The sequence below is a fragment of the Streptomyces sp. NPDC058469 genome (assembly GCF_042721125.1).
GTDB lineage: Bacteria > Actinomycetota > Actinomycetes > Streptomycetales > Streptomycetaceae > Streptomyces.
The window spans coordinates 12784-31297 of sequence record NZ_JBHXME010000025.1; the positions used below are offsets into that span (position 1 = coordinate 12784).

General features: G+C 71.0%; 10 protein-coding genes. 3 read left to right on the forward strand and 7 right to left on the reverse strand.

Translation table 11 applies throughout. From position 1 onward, the window contains the following. Positions 1-46 precede the first annotated feature (46 nt). From ACFWP5_RS14570 to ACFWP5_RS14585, 4 genes are all read right to left on the reverse strand, one after another. The gene (locus ACFWP5_RS14570; RefSeq protein ID WP_384155036.1) at positions 47-1711 is read right to left on the reverse strand and encodes a serine/threonine-protein kinase; all 1665 of its coding nucleotides are present in this window, start codon (positions 1709-1711) and stop codon (positions 47-49) included. Positions 1712-1740: 29 nt separating this feature from the next. Next, on the reverse strand, positions 1741-3471 hold the full coding sequence (locus ACFWP5_RS14575; RefSeq protein ID WP_384155129.1) for a serine/threonine-protein kinase: 1731 nt from the start codon (positions 3469-3471) through the stop codon (positions 1741-1743). Between the two features lie 157 nt (positions 3472-3628). Then, on the reverse strand, positions 3629-6988 hold the full coding sequence (locus tag ACFWP5_RS14580) for a protein kinase (RefSeq protein WP_384155038.1): 3360 nt from the start codon (positions 6986-6988) through the stop codon (positions 3629-3631). 164 nt (positions 6989-7152) lie between these two features. Next, positions 7153-9630, reverse strand: coding sequence for a serine/threonine-protein kinase (locus ACFWP5_RS14585; protein ID WP_384155131.1), 2478 nt, complete (start codon positions 9628-9630; stop codon positions 7153-7155). A gap of 170 nt (positions 9631-9800) precedes the next feature. On the opposite strand from ACFWP5_RS14585, the gene ACFWP5_RS14590 reads away from it, so the two are divergent. Next, positions 9801-10907, forward strand: a complete 1107-nt coding sequence (locus ACFWP5_RS14590) for a serine hydrolase domain-containing protein (RefSeq protein ID WP_384155040.1) — start codon at positions 9801-9803, stop codon at positions 10905-10907. Positions 10908-10995: 88 nt separating this feature from the next. Here ACFWP5_RS14590 and ACFWP5_RS14595 read toward each other — a convergent pair whose 3' ends face one another. Beyond that, on the reverse strand, positions 10996-12702 hold the full coding sequence (locus ACFWP5_RS14595; RefSeq protein ID WP_384155042.1) for a glycerol-3-phosphate dehydrogenase/oxidase: 1707 nt from the start codon (positions 12700-12702) through the stop codon (positions 10996-10998). A 271-nt stretch (positions 12703-12973) separates the two neighbouring features. Here ACFWP5_RS14595 and ACFWP5_RS14600 point away from each other — a divergent pair, with 271 nt between their 5' ends. Then, positions 12974-14182, forward strand: coding sequence for a nucleotide sugar dehydrogenase (locus ACFWP5_RS14600; RefSeq protein WP_384155044.1), 1209 nt, complete (start codon positions 12974-12976; stop codon positions 14180-14182). Between the two features lie 136 nt (positions 14183-14318). Continuing rightward, complete coding sequence (locus ACFWP5_RS14605; protein WP_384155046.1) at positions 14319-14888, forward strand: hypothetical protein; 570 nt, start codon at positions 14319-14321, stop codon at positions 14886-14888. A 692-nt stretch (positions 14889-15580) separates the two neighbouring features. Here ACFWP5_RS14605 and ACFWP5_RS14610 read toward each other — a convergent pair. Further along, a complete protein-coding gene (locus tag ACFWP5_RS14610; protein WP_384155048.1) occupies positions 15581-16705 on the reverse strand; it encodes a GuaB3 family IMP dehydrogenase-related protein in 1125 nt (374 codons plus the stop codon). Positions 16706-16818: 113 nt separating this feature from the next. Next, positions 16819-18324, reverse strand: a complete 1506-nt coding sequence (guaB, locus tag ACFWP5_RS14615; RefSeq protein ID WP_384155050.1) for an IMP dehydrogenase — start codon at positions 18322-18324, stop codon at positions 16819-16821. Positions 18325-18514: the final 190 nt, after the last annotated feature.

The window sequence follows — 18514 nt, forward strand, 5'->3', positions numbered from 1 at the left end:
CCGTGACCGAGGTTGCGGCTTATCTCCCGTTTATGCGCGTACGGCTTCAGGTGCGGGCGAAGGTGTCCAGCGCGACGTCGAAGTACTCCTTCGCCTCCCGCACCTTCCCGACCGGCGCCGACACCCACACGTCGTACATCCGGCCGCCCTCCTCCCAGCACATGTCGTACGTGTGCCGGGGTCCCTCCGCCGTGCTGAAGCCGTTCCAGCTGAACTCCCAGAGCGCGGCGGGGTGTCCGTAGTGCGTGGTGTCGTTGACCTTGCCGTCGTGGTAACCCGGGTTCGTGTCCGCCCCGTTGGCCGCCGCACTCCTCATCACCGCGAGCGGGCCGCCCTGTTCGGGGTCGGACATCTTGATGCCGAGGCGGAAGGTCTCCCCCGGCGACATGTAGAAGATGCGCTCGCCCTGCGGCACGCGCACGAAGTCCTCCGGTACGGCGAGGGAGAAGCCGTCGGGGTCGTGGGCGACACGGTAACCGGAGGGCGCGGTGGGCGTGTTGGGTGTGGTGGACGTCTTGGCGGGCGCCGACGGTGTGGGCGACGGTGACGGCGTACCGGCACTCGTGGAGGTCAACGGCGCCGAACTCACCGGCAGGGCACCTCCGGCACCCCCGTCCCCGTCGTCCCCCCGCATCAACAGCGCCGCCGCCGACACCCCGGCCCCCGCCATCGCCGCGACCAGCAACGCGGCCATAAGCACACCTCGTGTGGAACGCCGAGGGGACTGCTCGGCCGTAGCGGAGGAGGGCGGTGAGGGTACGGGAGCCGGCGGCGGCACCAACTCCCGTCGCGGAACGTCTCGTTGGGTCGGTGTGTACCCGGGCACCTGGTGACCCGTATGGCCGGATGTCGCCTTCGGCGTCCGTCCGGTGTCCAGGAAGGCCCGCAGCATCCGTTCCGCCTCGGCCGCCTCCAGCCGCCGTTCCGGATCGCGTTCGAGCAGTCCTCGTACGACGGGCAGCAGCGGCCGGGCCTGTTCGGGCGGGCGGATCTCGTCGACGACGACCGCGTGCAGGATGCCGCCCAACGAGTCGCGCCGGAACGGCGATTCACCGCTCAGCACCGTGCACAGCAGCGCGCCCAACGACCACAGGTCGGACGCGGGACCGGTCCGCGCGCCGGACATCCGCTCCGGCGCGGTGTACTCGGGCGAGCCGACGAACGCGCCGCTCTCAGTGAGGGTCGTAGCACCCGCGACCTGCGCGATACCGAAGTCGGTCAGCACGACCCGCTCGGAGTCGGCCTCGTCGGTGGCTGTCTGCAGCAGGACGTTCGCCGGTTTGACGTCCCGGTGCAGGACGCCCGCCGCGTGCGCCGTGCGCAGCGCGCCGAGAAGGGCGATGCCGATCCGCGCGGCCTCGGCGGCGTCGACCGGACCGCGGGTGGAGATCCGCTCGGCGAGCGAACCGCCGTCGATCAACTCCATGACAATGTACGGCCGTTCGTCCTGCTCGACGACGTCGTGCACGACGATGATGTGCGGGTGCCGCAGCTGCGCGACCGCCCGTGCCTCACGCAGGGTGCGGTCGCGGTACTGGCGGGCCTCCTCCTCGGAGAGGGAGTCGTCCTGGGCGATCTCCTTCACCGCGACCTGCCGGCCCAGCAGTTGGTCGGTCGCGCGCCACACGACGCCCATGCCACCGCGCCCGAGCCGCTTCTCCAGTCGGTAACGCCCGGCGATCACCCGGGCGTTGTCCCCCTCGGTCCCCATGCGCACCATCATGACGCAACCGGAAGCCGTCAGCCCGAGTTGGGACTCCAGCTCTGCAGGACCGACTTGAACTGTGTGCTCGTCGTCGCCCAGTCCGCGGCCGGCGTGGACATGTAGATCGCGTACTCGATCCCGTCACGGGACATGTACGTCTCCTCGATGGCGCGCCGCGGCCCCGGGTAGGGCGTGTCCTTCGCCTGCGCGGTCCAGGTGTAGTCCCACAGGGAGCCCGGACGGTCGCGGTAGGTGTTCGCCTCCAGGGTCACCCGGTTGTAGTCGACCAGCCGTTGGAGCTGCACTTCCAGGTCCAGCTGGTGGGCGTTCCCGGTCGGGAAGTCAGGTGAGGGGTCGATGGCGATGCGGACGAAGTGCTCGCCGTTGTCGGGCGTGTAGTCGACCTGCTGGATGTCACTGGTCTTACCGCTCTCGCTGTCAGAGACGTACACCTTCCGTACCCAGCCCTTGGGGAGCGATATGGCGAAGCCCAAGGGGTCGGTGTAGGTCGTCCAGTTGGCGGGAAGCGAGTTCGGCTGCGAGGACGGCGACGCGTCGGCCCCCGTGGGACTCTGCGACGCGGACGTTGAGGCGGACGCGGACGGGCTGCCGCCCTGGTCCCGGTCCTGGTTCCACTTCTGCAGCCCCAGCGCCGTACCGCCGCCGACGAGCGCGGCGACGACGACGACCAGGGCGACCGAGCGGAGCCGGCGCCGCTTCGGAGGGGCGGCGGGCGGGACGGCCGTACTGGCGACGAGCGGTGTGTGGTGGGTCGGCCCGGTCGCCGACGGGTACGGCGTCGCACCTCCGGTCGCCGACGGATACGGATTCGCACCCCCGGTCGCCGACGGGTACGGATTCGCACCCGAACCCGAACCGAAGCCCTCCGCGAACCCACCCTGCCGCGAGCCCACTTGCTGCGTCGGCAGCCATTCCTCCGCCGCCCGCGGGCGGCGCCCCTCGGCCGCCTCCGCGAGCATCTGCTCGGCCTGGTCCGCGTCGGGCCGCAGCGCGGGGTCCTTGTTCAGCAGCGCGACGATGACGGGCCCGAGCGCACCGGCGTACCGCAGTTCGCCAGCGTCCTCCTCGACCACGGCCTGCATGGTGGACAGCGGCGAGGTGCGACGGAAGGGCGAGCGGCCCTCAACTGCCGTGTAGAGCGTGGCGCCCAGCGCCCACAGGTCGGAGGACGGTCCCGGGTCGGCGCCGCGGACGCGCTCGGGGGCGAGGTAGTCGACGGAGCCCACGACCTCTCCCGTACGCGTGATGGTCGAGTCGCCCTCGATCTGCGCGATGCCGAAGTCGGTGAGCAGCACCCGCCCGTCCTGCCCGAGCAGCACGTTGCCGGGCTTGACGTCACGGTGCAGCACGCCGGCGGCGTGCGCGGCGCGCAGGGCGCGCAGCACCCACACACCGATGCGCGCGGCCTCGGCCGGCTCGATCCGGCCCCGCTCCTTGACCTCGTCGGCAAGGGAGTTGCCCTCGACCAGCTCCATGACGATCCATGGGCGGCCGTCGTGTTCGAGTACGTCGTGCACGGTGACGACGGCGGAGTGGTTGATCCGCGCGGCGGCGCGCGCCTCGGCGCGGGTGCGCGCCAGCAGTCTCGGCTGGTCGCTCTCGGACACATAGAGCGCGGCCGTCAACTCCTTGATGGCGACGGCCCGGTGCAACACCTCGTCGTGCGCCCGCCACACCCGGCCCATACCGCCGCTGCCGATCGATTCGGCCAGCCGATAGCGCCCCGCGAGGAGCAGGCCCTGCATCTGATTCACGTTTCCCCGCAATGCTCTTGACAGGCTCAGCGTAAGGACCGGCCCTCTGACAGGGAACCAGCGGGGTACCAAGGAGACCGCACTGTGACGGTTGTCGCTTCTGCGCCCGAACGGGAACCATCGGGCCTCGGCGCGCCGCCTCCGCGGGTCACCCGGTGTACTGGTAGGTCGAGGACGCCTGCTCGTACAGCCGTGTCACCTCGTCGCGTTGAGCCTCCGGGCCGCGTATCTGCACGATGTGGTACCGGCCGTTGATGAGGAACGCCATGTTGCGCACGAACAGGGCGCCCCCCTGACTGTCCGTCCAGGTGAACTGCCCCTCGGCCATGGTCCGTCCGCCCACCGTGATGGTCCGCAGCCCGGTCGCCGTGGCCCAACTGGACGCGCGGTAGGGCGCCAACTCGGCTTCCTTGTCCCGCTGATAGACCATCGGATCGCTGCCGTCCGTCGCGGCACTGTCCCGCCCCGCTACGACGATCAGCTCGAAGTCGCCGTGGGAGTAGATGATTTGGCCGCTCCCGTTCTTCGGCGTACGGGTCCAGCCCTTGGCGACGGCGACCTGGAACCCGGCGGTGTCCTTGCGCAGCACGAACCCGTCGGCGACGTTCGGGTCGGTCTGCGTCTGGGTCGAACTGGCGGACTTGGACGGGGTGTTGTGAGTACTGGGCGAAGTCTGATCGGGCTGCGGCTGACTACTGGCCCCGGCCGACGACTGAGTGGGCGCTGGACTGACTTCTCCGGCGGCCCCGGTCCTGTCCCCTTCCCCGGCCCCGGTGTTCTCCCCGGACTTGGGCAGGAAGAGCATGGCGTACGCGACGGCGCCGGCCAGCAGCAGGAAGATGAGGATCAACAGGGTCCGCCCCAACCGTCGCGGCGACCCGTTCACCTCCTCCTTGGCCCGCTTGTGCCGGCCGTGCGGACTGGTCGCGGGCAGCCCGGCCCGCCGCCTGCGCACCAACTCGCCGCGCCGCCGCACGATCGGCAGCCGCCGCGGGTCGGTCGGCGGGGTGGCGACGACATGGGTACCGGCCTCGGGCTCGGGCGCCGAACGCACCAACGACCGCAGCCAGCCCCGCAGTTCCTCGAAGTCGAGCCGCTCGGTCGGGTCCTGCCGCAGCAACGACTCCACGACCGGCCTGAGCGGCCCGCACTCCTCCGCGAAGGCGGGCGGCTCCGCACACACCAGCTGCACCAGCTCGGCGGTCGCCTCCTCCGGATAGGGCGCATGCCCCTGTACGGCCCGGAAGAGCAGCGCGCCCAGCGCCCACAGGTCGGTCGCGGGCCCGATCGGCGCGGCCAACTGCCAGTTCTCATGCACCGGCACGGCCTGCTCCGGCGCCCACCGCTCGGTGACCGGCCCCACGACCGTCATCCGAACCTGCCGCGCCCGCTCGGCGGCCAACGCGGTGGCGGGACCACGGCGAACGGGGGCCCCGGCGGCGGCCAGTTCGTCCCAACGGGCGGGGGGTTGAGGGGAGTTACTGGGGGCGGGGGCATGAGTGGAGGCCGTGCCGGGAGGAACGGGGCCGTCGAGGCCGGGGAGGCGGGGGTTGCCGGTAAGGGGTACGGCGGACTGACCGGAGGCGGGGGTGAGGGCGCCGTGGGCCGAGGTGTCCGCGCCATGGGGTCGGGTGTCGGCGCCGTGGGTCGGGGCGCCCGCGCCGTAGGGGCGGGCTTCTCCGCCGTAGACCGAGGATTCCGCACCGTAGGCCGGGGCAATCGCGCCATAGGAAGGGGCGTCGCCGCCATAGGCCGGGACCTCCGCACCGTAGGCTGACGCGTCCTCGCCGTGGAGACGAGCATCGCGGCCGTGGGCCGAGGTGTCCGCACCGTGCGGACGAGCGTCGCCGCCATAGGCCGGGCCCTCCGCACCATAGGCCGACGCGTCCTCGCCGTGGGAAAGAGCGTCGCCGCCATAGGCCGGGGCCTCCGCACCATAGGCCGACGCGTCCTCGCCGTGGGAAAGAGCGTCGCGGCCGTGGGCCGAGGTGTCCGCGCCGTAGGCGCGGGGCTCTCCGCCCTGGGTCGGGGCGTCCGCGCCGGGGAACGTACCTGTTCCGCCTGGGGACGGTGTACCGGCGGCGGCGCCCTCTTGCGGAGGGAACGGGCGGTCGCCCTGTACGGCCGGGAGCGTGCCACCGGCGCCGGGGCGTGGTGCGGCGCCGTGCCAGGCCGTGTTGCGGACGCCGTAGGGGTCGGCTATCTGGCCCGGGGGCGTGGTGCCGGTCGTGTGCTGCTCCACGCCGTTGCCGCCGGTGTACGGCAGTTGGGCCGAACCGTTGGCCTGGGCTGCACCGCGCTCGCCCTCAACTGGGGGCCGGGCACCGGGCAGTTCGGGGCGTCCCGGCTGCTGGGTCTCCTGGACCCGGGCCGCGGCTCGCGCGCCCGCGCGGTACGCGGCGATCGCTCCGGCCCGCGCGGCCCGGGCGTCACCGCCGCCGACGTCCGCTTCCCTGCGGGCCAACGCGGCGGAGGACCCGCTCCCGCCACCGCCCTCCACACCGACTCCGGGCAGCCCTCCGGCGGCCCGCGCCTCGATCGCGGCCCGCCGAGCGGCCTCGGGGTCCACACCACCGGGGCCTACGACGGCGGCACCGGTGCCCGTTCCACCACCCGCACCCCCGAAGCCGATCGCCCCGCCACCACCGGCGCCGCTGCCACGGGAGTTACCGGGGACCGCAGGAACCGTAGAGCCGCCGGGAGCCATGGAACCGGCCGGAGTCGTCGAGCCCGCGGGAGACATGGAGCCGCCCGGAGCCGTGGAACCTGCGCGCGGCACAGAGCCACCCGGAGCCCTGAACGTCGCGGGTACCGCCGGCCCGCCGCCAGGTCCCGGCCCCGCTCCGCCACCGTGCCGCCCTTGCGCCCCGGCTTCGTCCTCGCCGTCCTGGGCCGGCACCGGGTCGTAGCCGCACAGTGCCTCCTCCGCCGCGCCGACCGCGAGGCCGGTCAGCATCACGCGGCCGTCGTCGCAGACGAGCACCGTGCGCGCGGTGATGTTCCGGTGGACCCAGCCGTGCGCGTGCAGCACGCTCAGCGCCATCAGCACGTCGGAGGCGACCTCGGCCGCCCGGTACGGCGACAACGGCTTCTCGACGAGCAGCGCGGACAACGGCTGGGCGGACACCAGTTCGCTCACTATCCACAGCGAACCGCCCTCGGCGAACACGTCGAAGACCTGGTCCAGCCGGGGATGGTCGGGGATCCGCGCCGCGGCCTGCGCGGCCTCGACCGCGCGCCGTACCGCCGGATCGGTGGGCCGCCGCGTGGCGGTCCGCGCCGCGGCCGGCCGCCGCGCCCCGCGGTCACGCGCCGTGAACCCGTCGGGCAACCCGTCCTCGCCGAGCACCTCCGCCTCGACGACCTCCGGCAACGGCACCTGGCGTACCAGGACTTCCTGCCCGCTGTAGGTGTCGAAGGCCCGGGTCTCGGTGAGTTCGTACTCGTCGGAGGGCGGCAGCGGCAGGCGGTAGCGGTCGGCGAGCACCCGACCCGCATAGTCGTCCACGTTGCCTCCCCCGGCCGCCCGGTTGGTCAAATCCGTTCGCCTTGCGCCCCGTTCCGCCTACATACCTGGATGCGTACGGTCCGCAACCACTCACGATACGTGCCGGAGGCAACCCGCAAAGAGGGGTTGACGGATCTGGCGCGCCAAACCCGGACCCACCCGCCTCACGACTTCGGTTCGAACGTCTTTGTCAGGGTCGTCCAGGTGTCCTTGCGGAGCTGGCTGCCCCAATTGGCATCTTTCGCGGTGTACATGAGCGCATATCCGAGATGACTGTCGACGACGAACCCGCGGTCGATCGTGCGGTACTTCGTCCCGCCGTCGTCATAGGTGAACTCCCAGTCGGCCGTGTTCCAGCTCCGGTAGTCCACCTTCTCTATTCGGATCCGTGTGTAACCGGAGCGCGTCATGTACTGCTCCTGGTTCTTCCAGTCCGCCACCGGATCGCCCTTCGGCGTACTGGTCCAGGCGACGAGCAGCTTCTGCCCGTCGGGCCCGGTGAACCGGGCACCCGCGGAGTCGGTCGACTGGTACGACCACCCGGCGGGCAGCCCGATCGAGAACCCCTGGCTCCCCTTGTACGTCTTCGCGACCGCGGCCCCGTCCGAGGAACCGTTCGCCTCGTCACCGGTCCCGTCGGACGCGCCCGTGCCCGAACTCGCCTTGCTCCCCGCGCCCGCCGTCGCCGTGGAGTCGGTCTGCGCACCGCCCGTGCTCCCGGTGTCGCCGTCGTCCTTCTTGGTTTCGGTACTCGCACTCGCGCTCGCACTGACACCGCTGCCCGCCTTGGCACCGCTGTTGTGCTTCGACCCCTTCGAGCCGTCGCCGTCGCCGTCGCCACCGAGCGTGAACGCCAGCACGACGCCGATCACCGCGAGCACGATGACGAGCGCGATGATCACCAACGTCCGCTTCGGCACCACATCGGTGAGCGGCGCCCTCGGTACCGGCCGCGGCGGCAGATCCGGCGGCGTCATCACGGGCCACCCCGAACTCCGCTCACCCGAACCCGAGTTGGCCCCCCGCGCACCCACCTCGTGCGTCGCGCCCAGGCCCCGGGTACCGGAGTCCCCCAATCCCGACTCCCGCAGACCCGACGCCTGCACACCCAGATCACGCGTACCCGGGTCACGCGTACCCGAGTCACGCGTACCCGAGTCCGACGCACCGGTCTTCGCCGCCGAGCCAGCCGCAGCTCCGGAACTGGCCGCAGTTCCCGTACCGGCCGCAGTTCCGGCACCGGCCGCAGTTCCCGCACCGGCCGACGTCCCGGAACGGGCCGCCGAACCAGAAGCGCCCCCCGCCCGAGCCGAAGGCACCCCCGGCGTACGAGGTCCGCCAGCAACAGGCCCTGAACTCCCACTCGCAGCCGGGCTCTTCGCACCACCGGAGCCAGCGGCCCCAGCAGCACCGGAGCCACTCTTACCCGAAGCACCGACAGGGCCAGGCGCACCGGTCCCAGCAGCCGACGCACCAGAACCCGCGCCCGCACCCGAGCCACCCGACTTACCAGTAACGGGAGTTGAAGCCGCCCCAGAACCCGAACCCGTAGCCGATCCCGCAGCCGCACCAGAACCCGCAGCCGCCGAAGTAGCCGCCCCGGCCGCCGCAGAACCCCCCGCGGCCTTCCGCATGGACCGCAACGCCCCACGCAACCGCTCGGCCCCCGCCGAACTCCCGCTACCGCCACCGCTCTTCTTGCCGCCGGACTCCGCGGGCCCCGGCTGCGCGGGCAACGGCACGACCCGGGTCGCGTCCGCCGGCGGTTCCGGCTCGGCCGCCTTCGGCTCGGGCGCGTGGATCACCGCGTTGAGCATCGCCCGGGCACCCGCGTCGTCGAGACGCTGGGCGGGGTCCTTGTTCAGCAGGCCGTAGATGACGTCCCTCAACGGCCCGGCGTTCTTCGGCTCCTCCAACGGCTCGGTCATCACCGCGGTGAGCGTGGCGATCGCCGAACCCTTGTCGTACGGCGGTGCGCCCTCGACCGCCGCGTACAGCAACCCGCCGAGCGACCACAGGTCGGCCGCCGGACCCGGCTTGTGCCCGCGGGCCCGCTCCGGGGAGATGTAGGAGGGCGCGCCGACGAGCATGCCGGTGGAGGTGATCGACGGGTCGCCCTCGACCTGCGCGATGCCGAAGTCGGTGAGCACGACCCGGCCGTCCTCGGCGATCAGCACGTTCGACGGCTTCACGTCGCGATGCAGGATGCCCTCGCGGTGCGCGGACCGCAGGACGTCGAGTATCGCGAGCCCGACCTCCGCGGCGCGCTTCGGTTCGAGCAGGCCGTCCTCGCGGATGGCCTCGGCGAGCGACTTGCCCTCGACCAACTCCATGACGATCCACGGACGGTCGTCCTCCTCGACCACGTCGAAGACCGTCACCGCGCTGGTGTTGCGGATCCGCGCGATGGCCTTGGCCTCGCGCAACGTCCGCGTGATCAGCCGCCGCTTCTCGTCCTCGTCGATGCTGGTCGGGAACCGCAACTCCTTGACGGCGACCGTCCGGCCCAGAGTTTCGTCCTCGGCACGCCACACCGTGCCCATGCCTCCGCGGCCGAGCACTGCTCCCAACCGGTACCGCCCGGCGAGGAGACGTTCGCTCTTGTCCTGACGGGATGTCCCCGCCCGCTCCGCCTCCGACATGCGTCCCCTCATGCAACCCGCCCTGACAGAGCCTCCATTGTCCCCTACCGAACAAGTGCCCAACGCCCAGGGGGCCTCTCCTCGCGCACCTGCGGCACATCCCGTCGGATATCCGCCGCAGGTCACACAGCCAAGTCCGACAGGATGACCCCGGAGAACGGAGGATCGCGATGCCCACACCTTGGACACTGCTGGCCATTCCGGTGTCCCTGGCCCTCCTCGGCCTGTCCACTGCCGTCTCCCAGGCCCACCCGGCAACGGCCACAAACGCCCTGGTCACACTCCTGACCACCCGCGGCAAGGCCCCCGCCGCGGCCCTACTGGCCCATGACAGCACGGGCTCCGGCAGCACACCGACCGGGACGGACCACGCGCGGGCCGAGTCGGACTACGGGCCCGGCACGACGGAGTACGCACAGGCCGGAACAGGCATCAGCCGCGCGGACCACTTCCGCGCCGGCAGCATCACGAAGACCTTCATCGCGACGGTGATCCTCCAACTCGCCGCCGAACACCGGCTGTCCCTGTCCGACACGGTGGAGCAGCATCTGCCCGGTCTGGTACACGGAGCGGGCAACGACGGGCGCGCGCTGACCCTCCGTTCCCTGCTCACCCACACCAGCGGCCTGTACGACTTCACCGCGCTCACCGGGGGCACGATTCCCGTCTCCCCAACCGAGGCCGTCCGTATGGCAATCACCCACCCTCCGGCCGATCGAGGCCGCTACTCCTACTCGAACACCAACTACGTGCTGCTCGGCCTGGTGATCGAGCAGGTCACCGGCAACTCGTACGCCACCGAGGCCGAGCGCCGCATCCTCGCTCCGCTGCGTCTGACGGGCACCTCCTTCCCGGGCTCCCGCACCACACTTCCCTCGCCGCACGGCCGCGCCTACGCCACCGACGGCTCCGACGTCACCGATCTCGACCCGCGGGTGGCCGGCGCCGCGGGCGAGCTGGTGACCACGCTCACCGACCTGGACCGCTTCTACTCGGCCCTGCTCGGCGGCGAACTGCTGTCCCCGCGCTGGCTGCGCGAGATGCTCGACACCCGCACCGCACACGGCTCGTACGGCATGGGTCTGTTTCCGGTGAAGCTCCCGTGCGGCACCACGGTGTGGGGGCACAACGGCCGGATCTCCGGCAGCTACGTGCGCACCGCAGCCACCGTCGACGGCCGTCATGTCCTCACCTTCCGGGTGAACACGAGCGAGATCGCGGACCCCGGACTCGAACCGGCCCTGCTCGCCGCCGAGTTCTGCCCCCGCACCTCGTAGAACGGCCGGGTTCCGGACAAAGATCCCAGTTCGCGACACTCGTTCGAGTGAAGGCGGCCCCGGGCTGGGCCAACCGCACCCGGCGTCGCTACAGCGGCGCGATGTCCGGCGCCCCCAACCGCGCCGCGTCCGCCGTCAGGTCGTCGGGCTGGCGCTGGGACTCCCGCTCGGCCTCCACCCGCTTCTCGTAGTGCTCGACCTCGCGCTCGATCTGGTCCTTGTCCCAGCCGAGCACCGGTGCCATCAACTCGGCGGCCTCACGGGCGCTGCGCGTGCCCCGGTCGAAGGTCTCGATCGAGATGCGGGTGCGGCGGGTGAGGACGTCGTCCAGGTGCCGTGCGCCCTCGTGCGAGGCGGCGTAGACGATCTCGGCGCGCAGATAGTCGTCGGCGGCCTGGAGGGGTTCGCCGAGGGTGGGGTCCTTGGCGATGAGGTCGAGGATCTCCTCCGCCATCGACCCGAAGCGGTTCAACAGGTGCTCCACGCGCACCACATGGATGCCGGTCTTGGAGGCGATCCGCGCCCGCGCGTTCCACAGCGCCCGGTAGCCCTCCGCGCCGAGCAGCGGCACGTCCTCGGTGACGCACTCGGCGACCCGCATGTCGAGCCCGTGCACCGCCTCGTCCACGGCGTCCTTGGCCATCACGCGGTACGTCGTGTACTTGCCGCCCGCCACGACGACGAGCCCCGGCACCGGATGCGCGACGGTGTGCTCGCGCGACAGCTTGCTGGTGGCGTCGGACTCACCCGCGAGCAGGGGTCGCAGTCCCGCGTACACGCCCTGGACGTCGTCTCTGGTCAGCGGCACGGCGAGCACCGAGTTCACATGCTCAAGGAGGTAGTCGATGTCGGCGCTGGACGCGGCCGGGTGGGCCTTGTCGAGGTCCCAGTCGGTGTCGGTGGTCCCGACGATCCAGTGCCGGCCCCACGGGATGACGAACAGCACGGACTTCTCGGTACGCAGGATCAGCCCGCTGGAGGAGTTGATGCGGTCCTTCGGGACGACGAGGTGGATGCCCTTGGAGGCCCGGACGTGGAACTGCCCGCGCTCCCCGACCATCGCCTGGGTGTCGTCGGTCCACACGCCCGTGGCGTTCACGATCTGCTTGGCGCGGATCTCGTACTCGCCGCCCGCCTCGACGTCCTGCACCCGGGCGCCGACCACGCGCTCGCCCTCGCGCAGGAAGCCGGTCACGCGCGCGCGGTTGGCGACTTTCGCGCCGTAGGACGAGGCCGTGCGCACCAGGGTGGCCACATAGCGGGCGTCGTCCATCTGCGCGTCGTAGTACTGCAGGGCCCCGACCAGGGCGTCCTTCTTCAAGGCGGGTGCCACGCGCAGGGCGTGGCGGCGGCTCAGGTGGCGGTGCGTGGGCAGGCCCCGGCCGTGGGCGCGGGCCATGGACATCGCGTCGTACAGCGCGACGCCCGAGCCGGCGTAGAGGCGCTCCCAGCCCTTGTGCTGGAGCGGGTACAGGAACGGCACCGGCTTCACCAGGTGCGGGGCCAGGCGCTCCAGCAGCAGTCCGCGTTCCTTCAGCGCCTCGCGGACGAGGGCGAAGTCGAGCATCTCCAGATAGCGCAGACCTCCGTGGATGAGCTTGCTCGACCTGCTCGATGTGCCGGACGCCCAGTCGCGCGCCTCGACCAGTCCCGTGGACAGGCCTCGTGTCACGGCGTCCAGGGCGGTGCCCGCGCCGACCACACCCGCGCCCACCACGAGCACATCCAGTTCGCGCTCGGCCATTCCCGCCAGTGCCTCGGCTCGCTGCGCCGGACCCAGTGTCGCTGTCCTCACCGCTGCCTCCCGCTATCGGTAGCGCCGGCCGCACCTGTTCGGCGAAGCCCGGTTCGTATCCCCCCTGCCCAAATTCTGACCGGGTTGCCCGACTTCAGCCACCACTCGCCCCCAGCCTGTGGACAACAATCACAGGACTGCCGAAAAACACAGCCGTCCAATCCCGCATAACGGTCATATTTACTCCTAGTCTGACATTGCGCTCGCTCGTTCTGTCCACAGGGCTTGCGCACCTGTCCCGCTTCGGTTACTGGGAAGGACGGCCCACGCCATGCCCGCAGATCTCGCCGTCATCGGACTCGGTCCTCTCGGCCTGCCCCTGGCCCAGGCCGCTGTCGCCGCCGGCATCGCCACGGTCGGCTTCAAGACCGGTCCTGAGGCCGGCTCCCTCAGCCCCGCCGAACTGCGCCGGATGCTCTCGGGGGGCTTCCGGCCGGCCACCAACCCCGCCGAGCTCGGCCGCGTACGCACCGCCGTGATCTGCGCGCCGACCCCCAGGGACGCCGACGGCGGCCTCGACCTCAGCCAGGTGGAGACTGCCGCCCGCGCCCTCGCGGCCCACCTGCGCCCGCACACCACGGTGATCCTGGAGTCACCGGTGCACCCCGGCACCACCGAGAAATTCCTGCGCCCGCTCCTCGAAGAGGTCTCGGGCCTCCGCGCGGGCCGCGACTTCCACCTCGCCTACTCCCCCAGCCGCATCGACCCCGGCAACCGCGACTTCACCCCGGCCAACACCCCCAAGGTGATCGGCGGCCTCACCCCGGCCTGCACGGAGTCGGCCGCCGCGTTCTACGGCCGTCTCACCGACAAGGTGGTACGCGCGCGTGGCCTGCGCGAAGCGGAGACCGTGCAGCTCCTGGAGACCAACTTCCGGCACGTCAACATCGCCCTCGTCAACGAAATGGCCGTCCTGTGCCACGACTTGGGCGTCGACCTCTGGGACGTCATCCGCTGCGCCGAGACCAAGCCGTTCGGCTTCCAGGCCTTCCGCCCCGGCCCCGGCGTCGGCGGCCACGCCGTCCCCCAGGACCTGACCGGGCACGGCGCGCGCCCCCTCCGCATGGTCGAACTCGCCCAGCAGGTCAACAACCAGATGCCCCGCTACGTCATCCAGCGCGCCGCCACGCTCCTCAACGAGCACGGCAAGTCCGCGCGCGGGGCCCGTGTCCTCCTCCTCGGCGTCACCTACAAGGCGGACCTCGCCGACCAACAGGCCACCCCCGCCCAGGAGATCGCGATCCGCCTGATGGAACTCGGCGCCTCCGTCAGCTACCACGACCCGCACATCCCGTCCTGGAGCGTCCTCGACCGCCCGGTCCCCCGCGCGGACTCCCTCTACGAGGCCGCCGCCGACGCCGACCTGACGATCCTGCTCCAGCAGCACCGGACGTACGACCTCCAGGGCCTGTCCGTGAAGGCCCAGTTGCTCCTGGACACGCGGGGAGCGACGCCCACGGGGGCTGCACACCGGCTCTGAGCACGAAAACGACTGGTCACAGGGTTACGTCGACCTGCTAATCTCCCCACACTCGTCGCACAGGTGTCGCATATCCGTGCGCACGCATCTCCGCTTCACCTTTCCTGTCTTCACATCCCGTGGGGGGATCTCTGTCATGAGCCAGTCAGCCACGCCACCACAGCAGCCACAGCCGCAGCCACAGTTCCCGGCCCAGCCGCAGGCACAGGTCCAGCCGCAGCCGGTCGACGGCAACCCGTACGCCCAACAGCCCGGCGCCGTACCGCCGCCGCCCGCGGCTCCGTACGCGCCGCCCCCGCCCCCGAAGAACAACATCGTGCTCGGCCTGCTGACCGCCGTCGCCGCGGCGCTGGTCGCCGCCGGGATCTACGGCGTCGTCATCGGCACCACCAAGCACGAGATCGGCTGGGCGGCGGTCGGCGTCGGCTTCGTCATCGGCCTCGCGGCGGGCCGGCTCGGCGGCCGCAACCCCGTCCTCCCCGTGGTCAGCGCCGTCCTGGCCCTGGGCGCGGTCTACCTCGGCCAGCTGGTCGGCGAGGCGATGATCGGCGCGGACGAGCTCGGCGTGAGCTTCAGCAAGGTGTTCTTCGACCACTTCGACGTGGTCCAGGACGCCTGGAAGGCCGACTCCGACCCGCTCACCTTCGTCTTCTTCGCCATCGCCGCGTTCGCCGCGTTCTCCGGCACGAAGAAAGCCGCGCTCTGACCCCGGCGCGCGGGTTGCGCAGGGGGGCGCTTGAGGCGGGGTGTGCGTCGGGGGCTGGTGGCGTGCGACTCGCGGCGCCGGTACCGTAAGAAACAGGTGGAACCGGCCGTAGCGGGTACTGCGGTTGGCTCTTGAAAAGTGAACGGAGTGTCCACCCCTACTTGTGATGGGGGTGGCCGCCTACCTTCCGCCAACGAGGTGGAGCCCACCGCAGTGGCTGCTGCGGTGAGCTCCTGAAAAGTGAACGGAGTGTCCACCCCTATTTGTGTTGGGGGTGGCCGCTCACTTTCCGCCGTGAATCCACAAGATCCACCTCCTCCGTTGCTTCACCATCCGAAGACGGATCCGGTCCCAGCGGGTGGGCTTGCGGTGGCGACCCATGGGCGCCCCCTTCCACGAGGCCGCCCATTAGCCCGGTAGGCGGTTCGTCTGGAATTCGGGCCGGGCCCCGAGAGCCCGGGTCCGGAACGATTTCCGTGGAAGGGGGCACCCCCACAACTGGGGCGCCGATCACGGACGTTACCGCCCCGACACGCCCCACCAGCGAACTTTCGCCCCGAACGCAACCGTGCGCCCCCTGGTCCCAACACGCGCCCCACCAGCCCCACTTGGGCACACAAAAGGGCCCGGACCACCAAGGTCCGGGCCCCTAAAAGCGCCGTACGGCTACCGCGTCGTAGAACTGACCACGCCTACCGCTTGTGCTGCGAGTCGGCCACCGTGACCTCGACCCGCTGGAACTCCTTCAGCTCGCTGTACCCGGTCGTCGCCATCGCGCGCCGCAGCGCCCCGAAGATGTTCATCGAGCCGTCGGGGATGTGGGACGGACCCGTGAGGATCTCCTCGATCGTGCCGACCGTGCCGAGGTCGACCTTCTTGCCGCGCGGGAGTTCCTCGTTCACCGCCTCCATGCCCCAGTGGTGGCCCTTGCCCGGTGCGTCCGTCGCGCGGGCCAGCGGGGAGCCCATCATGACCGCATCCGCGCCGCAGGCGATCGCCTTGGGGAGGTCGCCGGACCAGCCGACGCCGCCGTCGGCGATGACGTGGACGTACCGGCCGCCGGACTCGTCCATGTAGTCGCGGCGGGCGGCGGCGACATCGGCCACCGCCGTGGCCATCGGGACCTGGATGCCCAGCACGTTGCGTGTGGTGTGCGCCGCGCCGCCGCCGAAGCCGACGAGCACGCCCGCGGCGCCGGTGCGCATCAGGTGCAGGGCCGCGGTGTACGTGGCGCAGCCGCCGACGATCACCGGGACGTCCAACTCGTAGATGAACTGCTTCAGGTTCAGCGGCTCGTGCGAACCCGACACGTGCTCCGCCGAGACCGTCGTACCGCGGATGACGAAGATGTCCACGCCCGCGTCGACGACGGCCTTGGAGAACTGGGCCGTGCGCTGCGGGGAGAGCGCGGCGGCGGTGACCACGCCCGAGTCGCGCACCTCCTTGATGCGCTGCCCGATCAGCTCCTCCTTGATGGGAGCCGCGTAGATCTCCTGGAGCCGGCGGGTCGCGGCGTCCACGTCCAGCCCGGTGATCTCGTCGAGCAGCGGCTGCGGGTCCTCGTACCGCGTCCAGAGGCCTTCGAGGTTCAGCACGCCGAGGCCGCCGAGCTCGCCGATGCGGATCGCGGTGGCCGGCGAGACGACCGAGTCCATGGGGGCGGCCAGGAAGGGCAGCTCGAAGCGGTAGGCGTCGATCTGCCAGGCGATCGAGACCTCCTTCGGGTCCCGCGTACGGCGGCTGGGGACGACGGCGATGTCGTCGAAGGCGTACGCCCGGCGGCCGCGCTTGCCGCGCCCGATCTCGATCTCAGTCACGTCTGTGGCCTTTCCTCTGCGTTTCAGCGTCTTCCAGTATCGCCGACGGGTACGACAAGGGCGGCCCCGGATGCTCCGGAGCCGCCCTCGACCCGTTCACGCGCGCGTGGAGATCACTTGCTGCGGCTGTAGTTCGGCGCTTCGACCGTCATCTGGATGTCGTGCGGGTGGCTCTCCTTGAGGCCCGCCGACGTGATCCGGACGAAGCGGCCCTTGGTCTCCATCTCCTCGATGGTGGCCGCGCCCACATAGCCCATGGTCTGGCGGAGCCCGCCGACGAGCTGGTGCAGGACGTTGGCCAGCGGGCCGCGGTAGGGCACCTGGCCCTCGATGCCCTCGGGCACGAGCTTGTCGTCGGAGGCGACCTCGGCCTGGAAGTAGCGGTCCTTCGAGTACGACCGGCCCTGTCCGCGGGACTGCATCGCGCCGAGCGAGCCCATGCCGCGGTACGACTTGAACTGCTTGCCGTTGATGAACTGCAGCTCGCCCGGCGACTCCTCGCAGCCCGCGAGGAGGCTGCCCAGCATCACCGTGTCGGCGCCGGCGGCGAGCGCCTTGCCGATGTCGCCGGAGTACTGCAGGCCGCCGTCGCCGATGAGCGGGACGCCGGCCGCGCGGGCGGCGAGGGAAGCCTCGTAGATCGCGGTGACCTGCGGGACGCCGATGCCGGCGACGACACGCGTCGTACAGATCGAACCGGGGCCCACCCCGACCTTGATGCCGTCGACACCGGCGTCGACCAGGGCCTGGGCGCCGTCGCGGGTGGCGACGTTGCCGCCGATCACGTCGACGCCGACGCTCGACTTGATCTTCGCCATCCAGTTGAGGGCGTTGCTGTTGTGGCCGTGCGAGGTGTCGACGACCAGGAAGTCCACACCGGCCTCGGCGAGGGCCTGGGCGCGCTCCAGCGCCTCGGGGCTGGCGCCCACGGCGGCGCCGACGATGAGGCGGCCCTCCGCGTCCTTGGCGGCGTTCGGGTACTGCTCGGCCTTGACGAAGTCCTTGACCGTGATGAGGCCCTTGAGGATGCCCGCCTCGTCCACGAGGGGCAGCTTCTCGATCTTGTGGCGGCGCAGCAGCTGCATGGCGTCGGCGCCGGAGATGCCGACCTTGCCGGTGACCAGGGGCATCGGGGTCATGACCTCGCGCACCTGACGGGAGCGGTCGGTCTCGAAGGCCATGTCGCGGTTCGTGACGATGCCGAGCAGCTTCTTGTTGCCGTCGGTCACCGGGACGCCGCTGATGCGGAACTTGGCGCACAGCGCGTCGGCCTCGCCGAGCGTGGCGTCCGGGTGCACGGTGATCGGGTCGGTGACCATGCCGGACTCGGAACGCTTCACGAGGTCGACCTGGTTGACCTGGTCCTCGACCGAGAGGTTGCGGTGCAGCACACCGACACCGCCCTGGCGGGCCATCGCGATCGCCATCCGGGACTCGGTCACCTTGTCCATCGCCGCGGAGAGCAGCGGGATGTTGACCCGGACGTTGCGCGAGATGCGGGACGAGGTGTCGACCGCGTTCGGGAGCACGTCGGACGCGCCCGGCAGCAGCAGCACGTCGTCGTAGGTCAGCCCTAGTGTCGCGAATTTGGCGGGCACTCCGTCGACGTTGGCAGTCATGACACCTTCCCCAAATGGCCTTGATCGGTGCGGATGTCCATGCTAACGGGAAGCAGGGGTCCCGAATTCCACGATTCCACGGCTGTGACCGGCTCCGGGCTTCGTATGTTCGTACGTGATCGGTCGGCCGACTGTTCAAGGAAGGCGCCGTCGCTCATTGCGCCGGCCGCCGCCACCGAAGGCGTTGTTG